Annotated in this window: 15 protein-coding genes and 1 tRNA gene; 2 read left to right on the top strand and 14 right to left on the bottom strand. The window is 67.9% G+C overall.

What is annotated here, in order from left to right; all coding sequences use genetic code 11:
* The first annotated feature begins 123 nt into the window (after positions 1-123).
* Positions 124-1,080: an SOS response-associated peptidase family protein gene (locus FSZ13_RS17785; protein ID WP_145481757.1), complete on the top strand. Its 957-nt coding sequence runs from the start codon at positions 124-126 to the stop codon at positions 1,078-1,080.
* Between the two features lie 9 nt (positions 1,081-1,089).
* Here the strand turns inward: FSZ13_RS17785 and FSZ13_RS17780 are convergent, their stop codons facing one another.
* Positions 1,090-1,470, bottom strand: a complete 381-nt coding sequence (locus FSZ13_RS17780; RefSeq protein WP_145481756.1) for a response regulator — start codon at positions 1,468-1,470, stop codon at positions 1,090-1,092.
* A gap of 124 nt (positions 1,471-1,594) precedes the next feature.
* Between FSZ13_RS17780 and FSZ13_RS17775 the strand changes: the two genes are divergently transcribed.
* Positions 1,595-1,681, top strand: a tRNA-Leu gene (locus tag FSZ13_RS17775).
* A gap of 50 nt (positions 1,682-1,731) precedes the next feature.
* On the opposite strand, the gene FSZ13_RS17770 is transcribed toward FSZ13_RS17775, so the two are convergent.
* The 13 genes from FSZ13_RS17770 to ppsR form a co-directional block, all read right to left on the bottom strand.
* Positions 1,732-3,594, bottom strand: coding sequence for a methyl-accepting chemotaxis protein (locus FSZ13_RS17770; protein ID WP_145481755.1), 1,863 nt, complete (start codon positions 3,592-3,594; stop codon positions 1,732-1,734).
* A gap of 187 nt (positions 3,595-3,781) precedes the next feature.
* Positions 3,782-4,768 carry a helix-turn-helix domain-containing protein gene (locus FSZ13_RS17765; protein ID WP_145481754.1) on the bottom strand — a complete coding sequence of 329 codons (987 nt, stop codon included), beginning with the start codon at positions 4,766-4,768 and terminating at the stop codon, positions 3,782-3,784.
* Positions 4,769-5,190: 422 nt separating this feature from the next.
* Positions 5,191-7,449, bottom strand: coding sequence for a PAS domain-containing protein (locus FSZ13_RS17760; RefSeq protein ID WP_145481753.1), 2,259 nt, complete (start codon positions 7,447-7,449; stop codon positions 5,191-5,193).
* 84 nt (positions 7,450-7,533) lie between these two features.
* Positions 7,534-9,909 carry a Tex family protein gene (locus FSZ13_RS17755; RefSeq protein WP_145481752.1) on the bottom strand — a complete coding sequence of 792 codons (2,376 nt, stop codon included), beginning with the start codon at positions 9,907-9,909 and terminating at the stop codon, positions 7,534-7,536.
* Positions 9,910-10,086: 177 nt separating this feature from the next.
* Positions 10,087-10,302 (bottom strand): hypothetical protein, encoded by a 216-nt coding sequence (locus FSZ13_RS17750; RefSeq protein WP_145481751.1) that lies wholly within the window; start codon positions 10,300-10,302, stop codon positions 10,087-10,089.
* A gap of 80 nt (positions 10,303-10,382) precedes the next feature.
* Positions 10,383-10,856 (bottom strand): hypothetical protein, encoded by a 474-nt coding sequence (locus tag FSZ13_RS17745; RefSeq protein WP_145481750.1) that lies wholly within the window; start codon positions 10,854-10,856, stop codon positions 10,383-10,385.
* Positions 10,853-11,059: a PspC domain-containing protein gene (locus FSZ13_RS17740; protein ID WP_068852656.1), complete on the bottom strand. Its 207-nt coding sequence runs from the start codon at positions 11,057-11,059 to the stop codon at positions 10,853-10,855. The genes FSZ13_RS17745 and FSZ13_RS17740 overlap by 4 nt, the downstream gene beginning before the upstream one ends.
* A 31-nt stretch (positions 11,060-11,090) precedes the next feature.
* Positions 11,091-12,188 carry a class III poly(R)-hydroxyalkanoic acid synthase subunit PhaC gene (gene phaC, locus FSZ13_RS17735; RefSeq protein WP_145481749.1) on the bottom strand — a complete coding sequence of 366 codons (1,098 nt, stop codon included), beginning with the start codon at positions 12,186-12,188 and terminating at the stop codon, positions 11,091-11,093.
* Positions 12,185-13,177, bottom strand: coding sequence for a class III poly(R)-hydroxyalkanoic acid synthase subunit PhaE (gene phaE, locus FSZ13_RS17730; RefSeq protein ID WP_145481748.1), 993 nt, complete (start codon positions 13,175-13,177; stop codon positions 12,185-12,187). Before phaE ends, phaC begins: the two co-directional genes overlap by 4 nt.
* 52 nt (positions 13,178-13,229) lie before the next feature.
* On the bottom strand, positions 13,230-13,844 hold the full coding sequence (locus FSZ13_RS17725; RefSeq protein WP_145481747.1) for a CDP-alcohol phosphatidyltransferase family protein: 615 nt from the start codon (positions 13,842-13,844) through the stop codon (positions 13,230-13,232).
* A gap of 222 nt (positions 13,845-14,066) precedes the next feature.
* Complete coding sequence (locus FSZ13_RS17720; protein WP_145481746.1) at positions 14,067-14,555, bottom strand: NUDIX hydrolase; 489 nt, start codon at positions 14,553-14,555, stop codon at positions 14,067-14,069.
* 3 nt (positions 14,556-14,558) lie between these two features.
* A complete protein-coding gene (locus tag FSZ13_RS17715) occupies positions 14,559-15,071 on the bottom strand; it encodes a DUF1249 domain-containing protein (protein WP_145481745.1) in 513 nt (170 codons plus the stop codon).
* A gap of 87 nt (positions 15,072-15,158) precedes the next feature.
* Positions 15,159-15,980 carry a posphoenolpyruvate synthetase regulatory kinase/phosphorylase PpsR gene (gene ppsR / locus FSZ13_RS17710; protein ID WP_145481744.1) on the bottom strand — a complete coding sequence of 274 codons (822 nt, stop codon included), beginning with the start codon at positions 15,978-15,980 and terminating at the stop codon, positions 15,159-15,161.
* Between the last annotated feature and the right edge of the window lie 106 nt (positions 15,981-16,086).

Here is a 16,086-nt window from a genome sequence, read left to right as displayed (position 1 = left end):
AGAGGCCTAGGACATCACCCTTTCACGGTGGCGACCGGGGTTCGAATCCCCGTGGGGACGCCAATTACAGAAGCAGAAAGCCCTGACTCCGGTCGGGGCTTTTTGTTTTGGTAGCCTACGCCCATGTGCTATTCCGCCCAGATCCGCGCCGACTACACCAAGCTGGTCCGTGAATTCGGTGCCACCCTGTCGCTGGACGAGTTCGCCCAGCTCTACGCGCACGACCCCGGCAAACAGCGTCCTAAAACCCCCAAGGCGATGGACGATGGTTTCGCGGGCGCGCGCACGCCGCTCGGCCAGGACATCGTGGCGAAGATCCAGCAGTGGCACACCGAGGAAATGCACGCGCTGGACGAAGAGCTGCGCGTACAGGGCGCGCGCCTGAAGCAGGCCGAGGAAAGCCTGGCCCACCGCCCCACCCAGAAAGCGCGCAACGAGATCCGCATTGCCGGCAACCGCATCGACCGCGCGCAGGCGCGCCTGGCCGACCTGCACCGCAGCGGCCTGCTGCCACGCGACAGCCGCATCTTCCCGGGCGTGTATGCACCGGTGATCGTCTCCGAGCAGGGCCAGCGCGTGATCAAACCGATGCGCTACCAGTGCCGGCTGCCGGACAAACCGGCGCGCAACGACACGCTCTACCCCGGCACCTACAACGCGCGCCGCGACAGCCTGGAGGCGTACTGGAAGAACGCCTTCGGCCATCACCATGGCGTGGTGGTGGTGCAGTCGTTCTACGAACACGTCCCGCGCCATGCACTGGAACAACGCACGCTGGCACCCGGCGAAGGCGCGCAGAACGTGGTGCTGGAATTCCGCCCGCAGCCGCCGCGTGACCTGCTGATCGCCTGCCTGTGGTCGGAATGGGAAGGGCCGGAAGGACGGCTGCTGTCGTTCGCAGCGATCACCGACGATCCGCCACGGGACGTGGCGGCGGCGGGCCACGACCGCTGCATCGTGCCGATCCGGCGCGAGAACCTGGATGCGTGGTTGAATCCCGATCCAGGCGACCTGGCCGCACTGTATCGAATACTCGACGACCGCGAACCGGTGCAGCTCGGCTACCAGGAAGCGGCCTGACGCGTGCGGTCAGCTCGCGACCGGATGATCCTGCAGCGCGAGGACCAGCGCCGCTTCCAGTTCCTTGGTCAGGTAAGGCTTGACCAGCACCACGCCGGCACGGAACGCGTCGGGCAACTCGTGCGGCGCCATGCCGGTGGCCACCACGAACGGCAGCCCCTGCGCGGCCAACCGTTCGGCGACCGGGTCACTGGTTTCGTGGTGGGCCAGACGGTAATCCAGCAGCACGATCTGCGGCGAGGCGGTGTCCACCAGGCGCAGCGCGTCGGCCACCGTCGCCGCGGTACCCACCACGATCGCGCCCGATTGCGCCAACTGCATTTCCAGCAGCGTTGCGCTCATCTCGTCGTTTTCGACCACGAGTATCCGCAGGCCCTGCAGCGCGTTCATCCCGTTTCCCTGTATGGTTCAGCGCTGTCAGTATAGCGTTGCGTCCCCATGAAGGCCGGGGCACGGGTGAACCGTTCAGGCCTCCCCAATCCCGCCGAGTTTGTATACACTACGCGGCCAGCCAGCCGAAGTGGCGGAATCGGTAGACGCAGCGGACTCAAAATCCGCCGCCCTTAAAAGCGTGTGGGTTCGAGTCCCACCTTCGGCACCATGGAATCCAGAAGGCCAGATCGAAAGATCTGGCCTTCTGCTTTTCCGGCCTTACACCAGCCGCAGCACCGGCGCCGCGCCCGGCCCAGCGGACTGCGCCGCGTGGCGCAGGGCCTGGGTTACGGCGCCGTCGACGCGGAACGCGGCCACGGTCTGCAACAGCTGGGTCGCCTGCTCCTCCATGCTGCGTGCCGCTGCGGAGGCTTCTTCCACCAGCGCCGCGTTCTGCTGCGTGCTCTGGTCGATGTGCTCCACCGCCTGGTTGATCTGCACGATGCCGTCGCTCTGCTGCTGTGCGCCGGTGCTGATGCGCGCGATCAGTTCATCCACGCGGCGGACGCTGGCGACGATTTCTTCCATCGTGCGCCCTGCACTTTCGACCTGGGCGGTGCCGGTGCCCACGCGGTCGACCGAGTCGTCGATCAGCTGCTTGATCTCCTTGGCCGCGCCGGCCGAACGCTGCGACAGCGAGCGGATCTCGGCCGCCACCACGGCGAAGCCGCGGCCGTGTTCACCGGCGCGCGCCGCTTCCACCGCTGCGTTCAGGGCCAGGATGTTGGTCTGGAAGGCGATGCCGTCGATCACTCCGATGATGTCCACGATGCGGCGCGAGGAGGCGTTGATCAGCGCCATGGTGGCGACGACGTCGCTGACCACCCTGCCGCCCTGCGCCGCAACCTCCACCGCGCCCCCCGCCAGCTGGCTGGCCTGGCGCGCATTGTCGGCACTCTGCAGCACCGTGCTGGTCAGGCCCTGCAGCGACACCGCGGTTTCCTCCAGCGACGCGGCCTGCTGCTCGGTGCGCGCGGACAGGTCGCTGTTGCCCACCGCGATCTCACTGGCGCCCAGCGCGACGGCATCGGCGGCAACGCGGATCTGTCCGATCATGCTGCCCATGGTCTCGACCATGGCGTTGATCCCTTCGCACAACGCGGCGATCTGCCCGCTCTTGTCGTCAGTGTCGATGCGGCCGCTGAGATCGCCGGCCTGCGCGGCACCCACCACTTCGCGGGTCTGTGCCACGGCAGCGGCCAGTGCCTGCGCATCCCGTACCTGGGCGGAAATGTCGGTCGCGTACTTGACCACCTTGAACGGCCTGCCGTTCATGTCGAAGATCGGGTTGTAGGACGCCTGGATCCACACCTCGCGGCCGCCCTTGCCCAGCCGCCGGTACTGGCCGGCGTCGAACTCGCCACGCCCCAGCTTCTGCCAGAACTGCCGGTACGCGTCACTGCGCGCGTACTCGGCATCGGCGAACAGCGAATGGTGCTGGCCGCGCACTTCCTCGATGCTGTAGCCCATGGTCGAGAGGAAGTTTTCATTCGCGGACAGGATGCGCCCGTCCAGGCTGAACTCGATCACCGCCTGCGAGGTGTTGATCGCGGCGAGCTGGCCGGCGAAATCGGCGGCCTGCATCTGCTGGGCGGTGATGTCGGTGGCGAACTTCACCACTTTCACCGGCCGGCCAGTGCTGTCGAACACCGGGTTGTACGACGCCTGGATCCAGATTTCGCGACCGCCCTTGCCCAGCCGCCGGTACTGCCCGGCGTCGAATTCGCCGCGACCGAGTCGGGCCCAGAACTCGCGGTAGGTGCTGCTGCGCGCGTGCTCGGGATCGACGAACATCGAATGGTGATGCCCGCGGATCTCCTCGAGCGTATAGCCCAGCGTCTGCAGGAAATTGTCATTGGCCTGCAGGATGGTGCCTTCGAGGTCGAACTCGATCACCGCCTGCACGCGGTGCAGTGCGGCGACCTGCGCCTCCAGCTCGGCATTGCGCTGGGCCAGGGCCGCGCTCGTCTGGCGTGTCGCGCGCGGACTGAACGCCAAGGCGCCCAGCGAGCGCAGGAGTGAGGTGGTTGCGGAATCGCTGCTGCGAGCGGCCGCCGGTGGCTGAATGGCTGCGGTGGTCATCGATGTTTCCTCGGTTCCAACAAGCTCAATGGGCTGCGCCGGGCCCGATGCCCGACGAAGTACGCAGTACGCTTGGGGACTCACGAAGACCGTCCTGGGGGCTGACGTTCCTTCCGTGGGGTAAAGCGATACAACAGGTCGCCCTCTGTAAGCGGCGGTTACCGCAAAAACTTTAGTCCCGGCGGGATCAGCGGCGACGCCCCGGCCCTGCCGGATGACCCCCGCACTTCTGCCCCAGCGCCCGCGCCAGCTCCTGGGCCGGCTGCACATGGAACATGCGTGCGTATTGGGCCGCCATCCGACCGAGGTCCCAGACCCCGAAACGCGAACAGATGCTGGTCACGGTATCCCCGGTGCGGGCCGAGCGCAGCTCGCCCCGGATCGCGTGCAGGCGCTCGATCAGGTAGAAATGGTGCGGCGCCATTCCGTACAGATCGTCGAACGCGCGGTTCAGCGAGCGCTGCGAAACGCCCACCGCGAAGGCGATGTCCTGGAAGGCGACCTCGCCGCGCAGGCTGCGCTGGATATGCTGCACGCCCCGGCTCACGATCTCCCGGCGTGGCAGCGGCGGGCGCCCCCGCCGCGCTGGGCCAGACCCACCGGTGGCGTGCCGGTGGCACTGCAGCACCGCCGCCGCGAGCTGGGCCGCGAAGGCCTGCCGTGGCCCGGCGTCGGCGAAGGCGTCGGGCCTGGCCTCGCGTACGTCGAACGCCCGCTGCACCATCGCGATGACGTGCCGGACCATCGCCGCCGTCGTGGTGATCGTGCCCGTGCGGTACAGGCGCGGCACGTCCAGGCCATCGACCTGCGCCGCCTGCTCCATCAACAGCCGCTCGCCCAGGTCGATCCCAAGGAACCGGGCCGGCACCCGGGTGAACCCGTGCAGCTCCACGCGTGGCGCCAGCCAGGTGAAGCTGTCCTCGCCGAGCAGCTGGCCATCCAGGGTGGTCTGGCTCCCGGGCAGCGCCAGGTACACCCCGAAGTGGCGGTCGTGCGGTGCACCGTGATAATGCACCGGCGCGCCATCGATACCGTGCAGCAGGGTGGCCTCACCCAGTTCCAGGCAATCCAACAGCCAGGCGTCGTCGCCGCGACCGGTCACCCGCATCTCGCCGTCGATGCCCTTGACGGAATTTGAATATGCCTCGAAGTCCGGAAATATCAGCGCAGGCATGTGGTCCAAGGGTCGTGGAGTTAATCAGGCGATGTTTGTCGAAGACAATCGTCCTGAGCCTCGCCGTGCGGGCGGGGGTTACTCTACGGCACGTGAAGACACGCGTGCACGCCTGAAGGTCATGGTGTATTTCCCATGATTTGGCCAACTTTACGTAGCGGGCAGGAAATCCAAACAGTAAGAATCAGCACGCCTCGCGACGGGGTGCTGGACGGTGGGGACTGCCCAGCACCCTGTTGCAGGAATTGATACTGCATCGAATCTGTCCAGCACATTATCGCCAGTAATTACGCAGCCCAGTCCCACCCGGGTTCCAGCATTTACTTGCGCGTGCCGCCGCACTGGCTGCGGAAGGGTATCGACCCGGCATCGGCCCGCTTAAGTGCAGGGGTGATCGGCGGCACGGCGAAAACCTGACCGGTTCAGCCCGGACCACCCTCGCTGATCTCGGCGTCGAGGTCACCGTCGCCGGGATCGAGCGGCTCGACACCGCCATGGGCAGGCGCTTCCACCTGCACGTTGTTCCGGCCCAGTGCCTTGGCGCGGTAGCACTGCGCGTCGGCGGCCGCCACCGCTTCGTCCACGCTCATGCCGCCGTGGATCGCGGCAATCCCGATGCTGGTGCCCACCTGCAGCCGGTCCACGCTCCACGGAACGCTCAGGGTGCGTACCGATTGGAGCAGGTCGCTGGCGATCCGGCGCGCGCGCCGCAGCGAGCAGCCGGCCAGGATCACCGCGAACTCGTCACCGCCCATCCGCGCGACCACGTCCGAATCGCGCACGCCGTTGCGCAGCACGTTGGCCACCGCCCACAGCATCGCGTCGCCGGCCAGGTGGCCATGGTTGTCGTTGATCGGCTTGAAGTTGTCCAGGTCGATGAACATCAGCGACGCCGACTGCCCGGTGCGCGCCACCCGGGTGATCGCCTCCTGCAGGTGCGCTTCGAAACCGCGCCGGTTGCTCAGCTCAGTCAACGGGTCCACTTCGGCCAGGTGCCGCGCTTCGCGCTGGCGTGCGCGCTGCTGGGTGACATCGCGGATCACCCAGACCGCGCCGCTGACCCGCCCGTCGCCATCGTGAAGCCAGGCCCGGGTCACATCGACCGGTACCAGGCGCGCCCCCACCGACAGCAGCAGGTCCGAGTGCAGGTCCACGGCGTTGCTGTCCGGATCCAGCAGCACGGCCAGGTCCAGCGGTGAGCGTGGCGCGTATTCGGTGGTGAGCTCCATGACTTCCTGCACCTGGCTGCCGGTCAGCGGCGTGGCGCCCTCACCGGCCAGCGCGCGGGTGGCCGCGGCGTTGGCGTACTGGATCAGGCCCTGCAGGTCCAGGGTAAGCACCATGTCGGCCACCGCATCGAGGGTGACCCGGGTGCGTTGTTCCGACTCGCGCAGCTGCTGCGCGCTGAGCCGTTGTACGGTGACGTCCTGGATCTGCGAGACGAAATGCAGCGGTTCACCGTGCGGCGCGCGCACCAGCGACACCGACAACCGGCCCCAGACCACGTTGCCGCCCTTGCCCAGGTAGCGCTTGTCCATGTGGTAATGATCGCGCCGGCCCGCCAGCAGGTCCCCGACCAGGACCAGGTCGGCATGCAGGTCGTCAGGATGGGTCAGGGTCTGGAAATCGATGTCGAGCAGTTCGGCACGGGTGTAACCGAGGATGCCGCAGAGCGCGTCGTTGACATCCAGCCAGCGGCCTTCCAGCGATACCAGCGCCATGCCCAGCGCCGCCGAATTGAAGGCGCCGGCGAACTTCTCGGCAGACACGAAGGCCTGCTCGCGCATTTCCAGCAGCGGGGTGATGTCCACGGCCATGCCCACATAGCCGAGGCGCTGCCCGTTGCCGGAATCCAACGGGCTGATCGACAACCGCACCTGCCGGTGTTCGCCATCCTTGCGCACGAAGGTCCACTGGTGCGACCAGGTCCCATGCGCGGCCTGCGCGGTCAGCGCCTGGAACACGGAAGGGGCGCCTCCGTCGGCACCGGCCAGCGGCTGCAGGAAGTCCTGCATCTCCAGCACATCGTGGAACAGGCCGGGATCAACCTGCCCGATCACTTCCTCGGGCCGGTAGCCCAGCAGCTTCTGCGCGCCGGAATTGAACAGATTCACCACCCCGTCGGGATCGGTGGCGATCACCGCCACCTCGTCCGAGGCATCCACCACCGCCTGCAGCCGCTGGCGCATGTCGGCCGCGTCCTCGCGCGCGTTCTGCAGGTCGCTGACGTCAGCGTGCGCACCGGCCATGCGCAGGGGCCGGCCGTGCGCGTCCCATTCGTAGACGCGGCCACGGTCCTGGACCCAGATCCAGCGTCCGCTCTTGTGCCGCATCCGGCACAGGCTTTCATACTGCGGGGACCGCCCCTCGAGGTGTTCGCGCAGCAGTTCGTCGGAACGGGCGAGATCGTCGGGATGGACCAGCCCCAGGAAGGTCTGCGGGGTGATCGGCGCCAGTTCCTCGCGGGTGTAGCCGACGATCTGCGCCCAGCGCTCGTTGACCCGCAGCTGGCCGGTCTGGCAGTTCCACTCCCAGGTGCCCATCGCGGTGCCGTCGATGATCATTTCCAGCCGCCGATGCCGTTCGGTCATCTCACGCAACGCGCGCGCCAGCGCCGCGCTGCCATCGCTGGCGTCGTCGTCGTGGCCCGGACCCCGTTGACCTGCCTGAAAATCCGTCATCCCGCCTCCCGCTGCCGGTACAGCGTACCGGCATTCCACGGGAAACGGGATCAAGCCATCATTCCCTCCCGGCCGGGCGTCGGCTCAGCCGCCGCGCTTGGCCCGGGCGAAGGCGTCGGCCAGGGCGTTGTTGGCCGGCGGCGCGCTGCTGCCGGGGCGCGGGCCCGGGGCGGCACCGCGCCCGGCCGGGCGGCCGGCGCCACCGCCGCCGCCGTCGCGTCGGCCTGCACCGGCCGGGCGCGCGTCGCGTTCACCGGGCGGCCTGGCCGGCGCCGGGCTGTCGTCCAGGCGCCGGGTCAGTGCGATGCGCTTGCGCGCCACATCCACCTCCAGCACCTTGACCTTGACGATGTCGCCGGCCTTGACCACGTCGCGCGGGTCCTTGACGTAGGTGTCCGACAGCGCCGAGATGTGGATCAGGCCGTCCTGGTGCACGCCGATGTCGACGAACGCGCCGAACGCGGCCACGTTGCTGACCACGCCTTCCAGGATCATGCCCGGGACCAGGTCCTTGATCTCTTCCACGCCGTCGGCAAAGCGCGCCGCCTTGAATTCCGGGCGCGGATCGCGGCCGGGCTTCTCCAGTTCCTTCAGGATGTCGCGCACGGTCGGCACGCCGAAGGTGGCATCGGTGAACTGCTCGGCCTTCAGCCCGCGCAGGAAGCTGCCATCGCCGATCAGCGCCTTGATCGGGCGCGCGGTGGCGGCCACGATCCGTTCCACCACCGGGTAGGCTTCGGGATGCACCGACGAGGCATCCAGCGGCTGGTCGCCGTCGGCGATGCGCAGGAAGCCGGCGCACTGTTCGAAGGTCTTGTCGCCCAGGCGCGGGACCTTGAGCAGGTCCTTGCGGCGCTTGAACGGGCCATTTTCATCGCGGTGGCGGACGATGTTCTCGGCCACGGTGGACGACAGGCCGGACACGCGCGACAGCAGCGCGGCCGAGGCCGTGTTGACATGCACGCCCACCGCGTTGACGCAGTCCTCCACCCGCGCATCCAGCGCGCGCGCCAGGCGATACTGGTCCACGTCGTGCTGGTACTGGCCGACGCCGATCGCCTTGGGCTCGATCTTGACCAGTTCGGCCAGCGGGTCCTGCAGGCGGCGTGCGATCGACACCGCGCCGCGGATCGACACGTCGAGGTCCGGGAATTCCTTCGCCGCGAATTCGGACGCCGAATACACCGACGCACCGGCTTCGCTGACCACGATCTTCTGCAGCTTGGCGTCGCCGAGCGCCTTGATCACTTCACCGGCCAGCTTGTCGGTTTCGCGGCTGGCGGTACCGTTGCCGATCGCGATCAACTCCACGTTGTGCTTCATGCACAGGTGCTTGAGGGTCTGCAGCGACTGCTCCCACTGGCGGCGCGGCTCATGCGGGTAGATGGTGTCGGTGGCCACCAGCTTGCCGGTGGTGTCGACCACGGCGATCTTGCAGCCGGTGCGGATGCCCGGGTCCAGGCCCAGCACGGTCTTCGGTCCGGCCGGCGCGGCCAGCAGCAGGTCCTTGAGGTTGTCGCCGAACACGCCGATGGCCTCGGCCTCGGCCTTCTCACGGGCCTGGTTGAACAGGTCCAGCAGCAGGTGCATGTGCAGCTTGGCGCGCCAGGTCAGGCGGCAGGCATCCAGCAGCCAGCGGTCGCCCGGGCGCCCGGCGTCGCGGATGCCGGCGTTGAAGGCCACCCGGCCCTCGGCGTACAGATGACCGGCTTCGGCGTCGCTGCCCGGGTCCAGTTCCAGGAACAGGATGTCCTCGCGGCGCGCACGGAACAGCGCCAGCAGGCGGTGCGACGGAATCTTCGCCAGCGACTCGGCGTGTTCGAAGTAATCACGGTACTTGGCGCCCTGCTCTTCCTTGCCCTCGGCCACGCGCGCACGGATCACGCCGTGTTCGCCCAGCCACGCACGCAGTTCGCCGACCAGCGCGGCGTCCTCGCCCCAGCGCTCCATCAGGATCGCGCGCGCCCCTTCCAGCGCGGCCTTGATGTCGGCCACGCCCTTGTCGGCATCCACGAAACCGGCCGCGAACACCTGCGGGTCCAGTCCCGGGTCGGCCAGCAGGCCATCGGCCAGCGGTTCCAGCCCCGCTTCGCGCGCGATCTGTGCGCGGGTGCGGCGCTTGGGCTTGTACGGCAGGTACAGGTCTTCCAGCCGCGATTTGGTGTCCGCGCCCAGGATGTCGTTGCGCAGTTCGTCGCTGAGCTTGCCCTGTTCGTCGATGCTGGCCAGCACCGCCGCGCGGCGCTCTTCCAGCTCGCGCAGGTAGGTCAGGCGGATTTCCAGGTTGCGCAGCTGGGTGTCATCCAACCCGCCGGTGACTTCCTTTCGATAGCGCGCGATGAACGGCACGCTGGCGCCTTCGTCGAGCAGCGCGATGGCGGCGTGCGCCTGGGCGGTCTGGGCGCCGATCTCGGCGGCGATGGTCTGGGCGATCTGCTGGGCGAGCTTGAGGTCTGGCATTGCGTCCGGCCGAAGCCACTATGCGGAAAACACCGATTGTGGCAACGCACGGCGGCGGGGGAAAGCCGTTGACATTCCCGAAACCGCGCATGCCGGAAAACGGGCATGCCGACCAACCGTCGGCATCTACCGGCAGCGTTGTGATCCCGGTAGGTACCGACCGTTGGTCGGTACGAATCACCGGTAATGCCGGGCTGCGCGCGCCTTCACTGCCTCGTCCTGCAACGATTCCAGCGCCATCACGCGGACCTTGCCCAGGCCCTGCAGCTCCATGAACCGCTCGGTGTAGATCTCCGGGCCAGAGTCGGTTTCAGCCTGCAGCTTGCTGAATCCGTGCGGGACCAGGCCCTTGTCGCCATCCTTGCTACCACCGACATAAAGAACGATCGCCATGTGATGTATTCCTCCCGAAGCGTCACGCAATTCCCACGGGCCGCAGCTTAGCGCGCGGGACCTGACTGCCGCGTCAGAGGCTAATGACGGTTGCTTTCATGCAGATGACGTCGCGTGGGCCACCAGCCGTGACCGTGCAGCGCATACAGGTCGGCGGCGCGCTCGAACGGATTGCGCGCGCTGACGCCCCCGCTCAGCAGGTACACCGGCAGGTACAGGGGACCCAGCACCAGGTACTGGAAGACGTGCGCGCGTTCGTGGTCGTGCAGGGAGATCACCGGCTCGGTGCAGTGCCCGGCCTGGTGCGCGTAGGTGCGGCACGGCACCTCCAGGCGCGGTCCGGTGTGCAGGATCACATTGCCCAGGGTGATCGCCCCGCCCGGCCCCCACGGAAACTCGCGGAACACCAACGCGCAGTCGCGCCGGCGCCAGTACGGGCGCGCCCCGGCCAGCATGCCGGCCAGGCCGCCGAGCAGGCCGACCAGGCTGTTGGGCGCGGTCCACAGCGCGCCCAGCGCCTGCAGCGCGCGCAGTGCCGGTCGCGGAAGGCTCAATCGGCCTCGTTGGGGATCAGCAGCCACAGCACCAGGTACACCAGGATGCCCGGAAACGCCGCCGAGGCCAGCGAGACCAGCACGAACAGGACCCGCAGCAACGTCGGGCTCCAGCCGAAACGGTGGGCGATGCCGCCCATCACCCCGGCGATCATGCGGTCGTTGAGGGATCGCGACAGCGTGCGGGGGGCGGTGGTGTTCATGCGGGTGATCTCCTGCGGTTTTTGCGACAGGCTAGCGCACCGGCTGTGTAGCCGATGCGTTGGCGTCGCGTCCGGCCAGCCAGCTGGAAATGGTGCCCGGCACTTCGCGCTGGGCGCGGCCGGAGACGTAGATGCCGATATGCCCGCCGCGGAAGCTGCTTTCGGTGTAGTCACGGCTGCCGAGACGCCCTGCCATGGCGCGCGAGGCGTCCGGCGGCACCAGGTGGTCCTGCTCGGCGTAGATGTTCAGCACCGGCAGGGTGACCTGGCGCAGGTCCACCTGTTCCTCGCCGATGCGCACGCCGTCGTGCATCAGTCCATTGCCCTGGTAGAACTGCTTGATGAAGTCGCGGAAGGCCTCGCCGGCCAGGTCGGGCGAATCGAAGATCCACTTTTCCATGCGCAGGAAATCCTGCAGCGCGGCCTTGTCGTCGAGGATGTCCAGCAGCCCCACGTATTTCTGGATGTTGAGCCGGAACGGCTTGAGCATCAGGTAGCTGGCATTCATCAGGTCGGCCGGGATGTTGCCCAGCGTGTCCACCAGCAGATCCACGTCGACCTGCCGCGCCCAGTGCGAGAGCATGTTGTCCGGGGTGTGGAAGTCGACCGGGGTCACCATGGTGATCAGGTTGGCCAGCTTGTGCTGGCGCAGGGCCGCATAGCAGAGCGCGAAGACGCCGCCCTGGCAGATGCCGAGCATGTTGATCGGCGCGCCGTCGTTGGCGGCCAGCAGGTGGTCCACCGCGCCGTCCACGAACCGCAGCAGGTAGTCCTCCAGGGTCTGGTAACGCTCGGAGCGGTCGGGGTAGCCCCAGTCCAGCACGTAGACGTCGTGGCCCAGCGCCAGCAGGCGCTGCACCAGCGAACGGTCGGCCTGCAGGTCGACCATGTAGGGCCGGTTGACCAGCGCGTAGACGATCAGCAGCGGGGTGCGCTGGACCGGGGCCTGCTCGCCGATGAAGCGGTACAGGGCGACCTTGCCGTCGCGCCACACTTCCTCGCGTTGGGTCGCGCCGTAGTCCACGTCCTCCACCGAGGGCAGCAGCTTCAACCCGTCCATCAGCTTGCGCTGCATCGACAGGGTTTCCTGCAGCAGGTCTTCGGCATTGAAGCCCAGCGGTCCCTTCATGGCGCCGCCTTGCCTGCGCGCGGCTTGGCTTCAGCCTTCCCCGCCGGCTTCTTCGCCACCTTCTTCGTGGCCCTTTTCGCCGGCCTGGCGGGCGCCGGTGCCGGCGCGGCGGCAGCGGCCATGCGTCGCACCAGCCGCTCCAGTTCGGTGATGCGCCGGTGCGCGGCATCCATTTCGGTGCGGGTCGGCAGGCCGACCGCCTCGCACAGCCGCTCGACCTCCTGCTGCGCGCCCGCGCGCAGGCGCATCTGCGCATTGCCCAGCGCCGCATACACCTGCTGGAAGGCCTCGGACAGCGCGACCTTGGCGTAGGCATCCTCGGCCGCTTCGATCCACAGGTCGAACAACGCCCGCGCACTGGTCAGCTGGTTGCCCGGCGCTTCGTGTTCGGCCAGGCGCTGCTCGAACAGGGCGAAGGCGTCGTCCAGCGCCTGCTTGATCTGGTCCACGTAGTCGCCCGCGTGCCCTTGGAATTCCTGCTGGGCGCGCAGCAGCGCCTGCCAGCGCGCCTGGTGTTCGCGGCCAGGGCCGAACGCCGGGCTCTGCAGCCACGGGCCCAGGTCCTGCTGCAGGCGCTCCAGCAGCGCCAGCAGGTCCGGCCCCCCGGGCTGGGTGTGGCCACGGGCGCCCTGCAGCATCCACTTCAGCAGGCCGTCGCCCTGCCCTTCCACCGCTTCGCGCCAGGCCTGGGCGATGTCGGCACTGCTGGCGTCCTGGCCGGCAAAGCGCGCGGCCACCTGCTGCATGGTGCCGTACCAGCCGCCGGCCTGTTCGCGGAAGCGGTGCACGGCGTCCGCGGACTGGCGGTTGCCCGGGCTGGACATCAGCTGGGCCCAGCCTTCGATGGTCTGCTGCCAGCTGCCCGGCGCGACGGTGTCGCCGGCCCCCGGAGCGGCCGCGTGCCGCAATGCATCGCCCCAGGCGCTGAAGTACTGCCGCGCCAGCGCCTCGAAGTCGCCGGCGTCATGGCCGTTGCCGGCCGTGCTCACAACAGCGCTCCACGGCGACGGGACAGGCGCGAGGGCATGCTCGGGCTCCGGCTCACGGCTTGGGGATGCGCAGGGTCTTGCTGATCATCAGCGACCCGGACAGGGCGAACAGCAGCACCAGCGGGTGCAGCTGCCACGGCCCGAGCTGCCAGCGACCCAGCCACAGCTCGTGGCCGATCGCGCCCGTGCTCGCGGCGACCGCCAGCACCACCACCAGCGCCAGGCTGGTCGGGATCGGCGTGCCCTCGAAGTACGGCACCTTGTCGCCCTCGCCGGCCAGCGCCTCGGCGGTGACGTTGTAGCGCGCCAGGCGGCTCACCCCGCAGCAGACGAAATAGCTCAGCACCAGCCAGTCCCAGCCGCCCTGCATGCCGCAGGCATAGGCCAGCGCGGCCGGGGCGACGCCGAAGGAGATCACGTCCGAAAGCGAGTCCAGCTCGCGGCCCAGGGTCGAACTGGACTTGCGCCAGCGCGCGATGCGCCCGTCCAGCGCGTCGAAGATGAAGGCCAGCGGGATCAGCGCCATGCCGAACAGCAGGTAGCTGCGCTCGCCGTCCTGCAGGAAGCGCATCGCCGCGAACACCGCACCGGTACCGCAGAAAGCATTGGCCAGGGTGAACCAGTCGGCCAGCTGGAACTCGCGCAGCATCGTGAAGTGACGTTTCATGGAAGCTCGATTGGCGGCAATACCGAAAGAGTACCGCGAGCAGGCCAAACCGCGACAGCCTTCACGGTCCCGACGGCCTTCGCATGGCGCTCACGCGACCGCGACGTGCGGTGAATTTTTCGCCACCCATCTTGACAGCCATGGGGACTGGTCGATGCCGGGGCTTATCCACAAACTTACGCACCGGTCATCCACACCCCCTGTGGATAACGCGGGGGTTCCCTACAGACGGGTGAAGGACCAGCCCTGCATGGCGCCGTCCCGGTACGGCATCACGCCGTGGAACGGGCGCGGGTCGGCGTCGAACACCATCGGCAGGAACTGGCGGTCGCCCTCCCACAGCGGCAGGGTCTCGAGCTTGTCCACGTCCACCCATTCCAGGGTGCCCTCGGGGTTGGAGGCGAACGGCGTTCCGGTGAAGTCGTCGATGACGAACACGAACCCGAACCAGTCCTCGCCCGCCTTGCCGAACCCCGGCCAGCTGATCGTGCCGCGCATGCGCATGCGGCCGCATTCGATGCCGGCTTCTTCCAGGATCTCGCGGCGCATGCCGGCGGCCACGTCTTCGTCGCGCTCGACCTTGCCACCCAGGCCGTTGTACTTGCCCAGGTGCTGGTCGCCGGGGCGGGCATTGCGGTGGATCATCAGGGCCTGGCGGCCATCGGGCGACAGCACGTAGCCCAGCGTGGCTACGATCGGGGTATAGGGCATGGGTCAGCTTGCAAGTTGGGTGCGGCGGGTATCGGAAGGTGCCCGTGCGGCGTCCTGGTCGCGGCGCAGGGTGGCCACGCCGTGGCCGCGCTCGGCCAGGTATTCCAGCCATTTGCCCAGGAAGGTGTTCATGCGCATGCGATGGCTGATCAGCTCGGCCGGCGGCGGGTACATGCCCACCACGTCCTGCCAGCGGCGCCCCACGTAGCAATGGGTGGTCTCGGCCTGGCGGGCGTCGCGGTACAGACGCACGTAGGCCGACGGGTCAGGCTGGCCGGTGACCGGGTCGGCGAAATCGTAGGTCAGGCGCAGCTCGACCGTGTACCGGTGGCACTCGATCACGTCCAGGCGCACGTCCAGGCCATCGCCCACCGAGGACACGTAACTGCCGGGGGCCAGGTCGGCCGGTCCGAACAGCCGCACCAGATGGCGGTAGTTCTCGGCGTACAGGCCCATCAGCCAGCTGAGGCGGCTGAGCCGGGGGATGCGTTCGATGCGGGGCGATGCCTGGGCCATGAATCCGATCCTACACGTTGGTAGCACCAACGTGGGGACGCACCAAGCGCGGCGGTAGGTCACGACCGTTGGTCGTGACCCCTTCCGTTAATACAGTTCGCGGCGCAGCCCCAGCGTGGTCAGCACCTTGCTCGAGATCTCCTCGATCGAGGTGTGAGTGGTGCTCAGGGTGGGAATGCGCTCCATCCGGAACATGGTCTCGGCGGCGGCGACCTCGCGGCGGCAGGTGTCCAGGTTGGCGTAGCGCGAGTTCGGGCGGCGCTCCTGGCGGATCTGCTGCAGGCGGTCCGGATCGATGGTCAGGCCGAACAGCTTGCTGCGGTACGGCCGCAGCCGTGCCGGCAGGCGGTCCTGCTCCAGGTCCTCTTCGGTCAACGGGTAGTTGGCCGCGCGCACCCCGTAATGCAGGGCCAGGTAGATGCAGGTCGGGGTCTTGCCGGCCCGCGACACCGCCACCAGGATCACGTCGGCGTCGTCATAGTTGATGGCGATCCCGTCGTCGTGGGTCAGCGCGAAGTTCATCGCGTTGATGCGACGGTGGTAGGTCTCGAAATCGACCATGCCGTGGGCCTGGCCGACCCGGGAATGGCGGTTGACCGCCAGTTCCCGCTCCAGCGGTTCGATGAAAGGGGCGAACACGTCGAGCATCAGCCCGCCGCTTTCGGCCAGGATCATGCTCAGCCGGCTGTCCACGCAGGAACTGACCACGATCGGCCGGACCTGGTAGCGCTCCCCGGCCGCCCGGATCCGTTCGCAGGCTTCGCGGGCCTTTTCCGGATCGTCGATGAACGACATGCGGTCGGTAATGAAGCTGAATCCGGAGAACTGGGTCAGCAGGCTATGTCCAATGGTTTCAGCGGTGATACCGGTTCCATCGGATACGTAGAACACCGGACGGATCGTCGACATACGGCTTTTAACCCCTCTGAAGCTTAAAAATGCCGTCGATACAAGCTTGTGCCGATGGCGGTATGCCCGGCATCATATCGGCTTCTTCCTACGGACGTGGCCATTA

This window comes from Stenotrophomonas rhizophila (assembly GCF_007667275.1).
In the GTDB taxonomy this organism is placed as follows: Bacteria; Pseudomonadota; Gammaproteobacteria; order Xanthomonadales; family Xanthomonadaceae; genus Stenotrophomonas; species Stenotrophomonas maltophilia_AE.
This window is presented reverse-complemented; position numbering and strand designations above follow the sequence as displayed.